A 2,462-nucleotide genomic window follows, 5' to 3' on the forward strand; every position below is an offset into this window, starting at 1 on the left:
GCGTCGATGAATTGCCCGGTGCCGATCTTGATGTGCTGGTTCACGCCCACGGTCAGGTGGTCGTTGGCGCGGGCTTCGACTTTGCGGTCTTCGTAGACGGTGTGGTGTTCTTCGGCCTTGAATTCCGTGTAGCTGTTCTTTTCCACGACGTCGTGGCGTTCGTTGCCGACGCGGATTTTCTGGTCGTGTTCGATGTTCTCGTCCCAGTCGCGCTGGGCGTGGAGGAAGATCTGTTCCTGGCCTTTCTTGTCTTCGATGCGCAGTTCGTTGAAGCCACCGCCACCCATCGAGCTCAGGGTCTTGAAGGTGGTGCGGGTCTTGTTCGCCGGCAGGGCGTACGGGACGGTGTTTTCCTTGTGGTACAGGCAGCCGCTGATCAGCGGCTGGTCGGGGTCGCCTTCGAGGAAGGTGACCAGCACTTCCATGCCAATGCGCGGGATGGCGATGCCGCCGTACTGGGCGCCGGCCCAGGCGGAAGACACGCGCAGCCAGCAGCTGGTCTTGTCGTCGGCCTGGCCGTCGCGGTCCCAGTGGAACTGGACTTTGACGCGGCCGTATTCGTCGCAGTGGATTTCTTCGCCTTTAGGGCCGGTGACTACGGCGCTCTGGCTGCCGAGGATGCGCGGTTTCGGGTGGCGCAGGGGCGGGCGGTTCGGCACGTCCCACGGGGTGGCCTGGAAGCGGTTGCGGTAGCCCTGATGGAAATCGTCTTTGAGCGCGGTGGTGTCACTGGTCACCGACTCTTCCAGCACCTGCGGCTGTTTGCCTTCGTGGTGGACTTCGGTGAGCAGCCACAGATCATTCCACTTGGCCTTCGGGTGTTCTTTCAGCGCGAGGAAATGGCCGCTGACCAGCAACGGCTGGTCGCTCTTGCCTTCGGCGAGCTGGAAGTCGCTGCGGTGGCGTTCGAGGGCGCGTTTGGCCAGGTGCTTGCCGCGCTCGCGGTCGACGAAACGGCCCGGGTAGTCGTAGTCCTCGAGGTCGGGCAGGGCGTCGCCGCGGTTTTCGCTTTCGAGGGTGATCCGCGGTTTTTCGAAGTCGTAGTCGCGGCGGGTGGTGCGGCTGGTGCGGGTTTCCAGGCGCAGGTCGAAGCGTTTGATGACCGGGTTGCTGGCGACCATGCCGGAGTCCTGCTGATAGGCCACCGGCGCCAGTTTCTTGAACACCGTCTGGTCATCGCCGAACACCAGTTTGTGGCCCGTGGCGCTGTGCTGGAAGTGGTAGTGAATGCCTTCTTCTTCGCACAGGCGCTGGATGAAATGCAGGTCCGATTCGTCGTACTGCACGCAGTAGATGCGATCAGGGTAGATCGAGCCGGTCTGGAAGGCATAGGCGTTGCCCTGGATGCCGTGCTCTTCGAGAACCTTGCCAATGATTTTTGGCACGCTGAGGTTCTGGAAGATCCGCTGGTTGATTCGGTGCGCCAGGTACGCCAGTTGCGGGCGCAGGGTCACGGAGTAGCGCGTCAGGCGCTTGCCGGAATCGCCTTGCGCGGCGCGGTAGATCAGGCCGTGGATGCCGCTGCCGTCGGGCGACAGCTGCAGGAAGGCCGGTTTGTGCAGCAGGGTTTCGAGGTTCAGCGACGGCTGCTCACTGACCAGCTCCACCTCGAATACGAAAGGCTGGCTGATGGCTTCCCGGCCGCTCAGGGTAAACACCTGAAAGTCGGCGGAAAGACCTTCGATGGTCAGGGCAAAGTGGGTTTCATTGGCCGGCGCGAACATCCCTTGTTCCTCGTGCTGTACAGCGGCGTTCGTCGACCGTTATCGGTCGACGAACGCGAAATTCTGGAGGGGCGTAAACAACATCGACCAGCAGAGCTGGCCGATGCTTGAAACGATCAGCCGTAATTAAACGACTGGAGCACGCCAGTCATCGGAACCCGAAGTACCGGATACTTCGTGGGTCCAGGTGATTTTGCGGTAGGTGAACTGCACTTCTTCCAGGTGGGTGAAGTGCGAGTTGCCTGGATCCTGGCAGTTGTGCATTTTGTTGTTGATGGCGACGATGATCGCGTCTTCCAGTTTGGTGGTGTAGTAGTGCTCTTGGGTACCTTGAGCCGAAGTGCGGTACCACTGGATAACGATTTCGCTCATGCGCTCGCCGGAGGTCAGAGCGGCTTGCAGCAGAGGCGAAGCCTTGTCGTAGACCTTGGTGATGATCACTGGCTTGTGAACGCGCTGACCGGTTGGCTGACCGGATTGCGGGTCACGCGGGATGATCACGTCGTGGCTGAACGCCTGAACCATGACCTGGTCTTCGTGACCTTCCTGGTAGGTGTTGCCAACGGAGTCGGCGGTGAAAGCGCCGGCAGTGATCAGGCCTTGTTTTTCGCCGGTAACCGACATGTACGCTGGTGTTGCCATGGGAGGTGCTCCTTGCGGATAAAGTTAGGGTGCCCGGGAGGCGAAATCGCCCGGTGGGTGCCTGACTGTTATCAAGGAGCGTGCCAGCTTTTGGTG

2 protein-coding genes are annotated in these 2,462 nt (G+C 60.9%); both read right to left on the reverse strand.

Annotation, left to right across the window (positions count from 1 at the left end; genetic code table 11):
• On the reverse strand, positions 1–1,724 hold a 1,724-nt coding region (locus CAF77_RS28670), incomplete at its 3' end, for a type VI secretion system tip protein VgrG (RefSeq protein WP_085655805.1).
• Positions 1,725–1,850: 126 nt separating this feature from the next.
• Positions 1,851–2,366, reverse strand: a complete 516-nt coding sequence (locus tag CAF77_RS28675; protein WP_003226246.1) for an Hcp family type VI secretion system effector — start codon at positions 2,364–2,366, stop codon at positions 1,851–1,853.
• Positions 2,367–2,462: the final 96 nt, after the last annotated feature.

This window comes from Pseudomonas sp. R15(2017), from assembly GCF_002112685.1.
Taxonomy (GTDB): domain Bacteria; phylum Pseudomonadota; class Gammaproteobacteria; order Pseudomonadales; family Pseudomonadaceae; genus Aquipseudomonas; species Aquipseudomonas glycinae.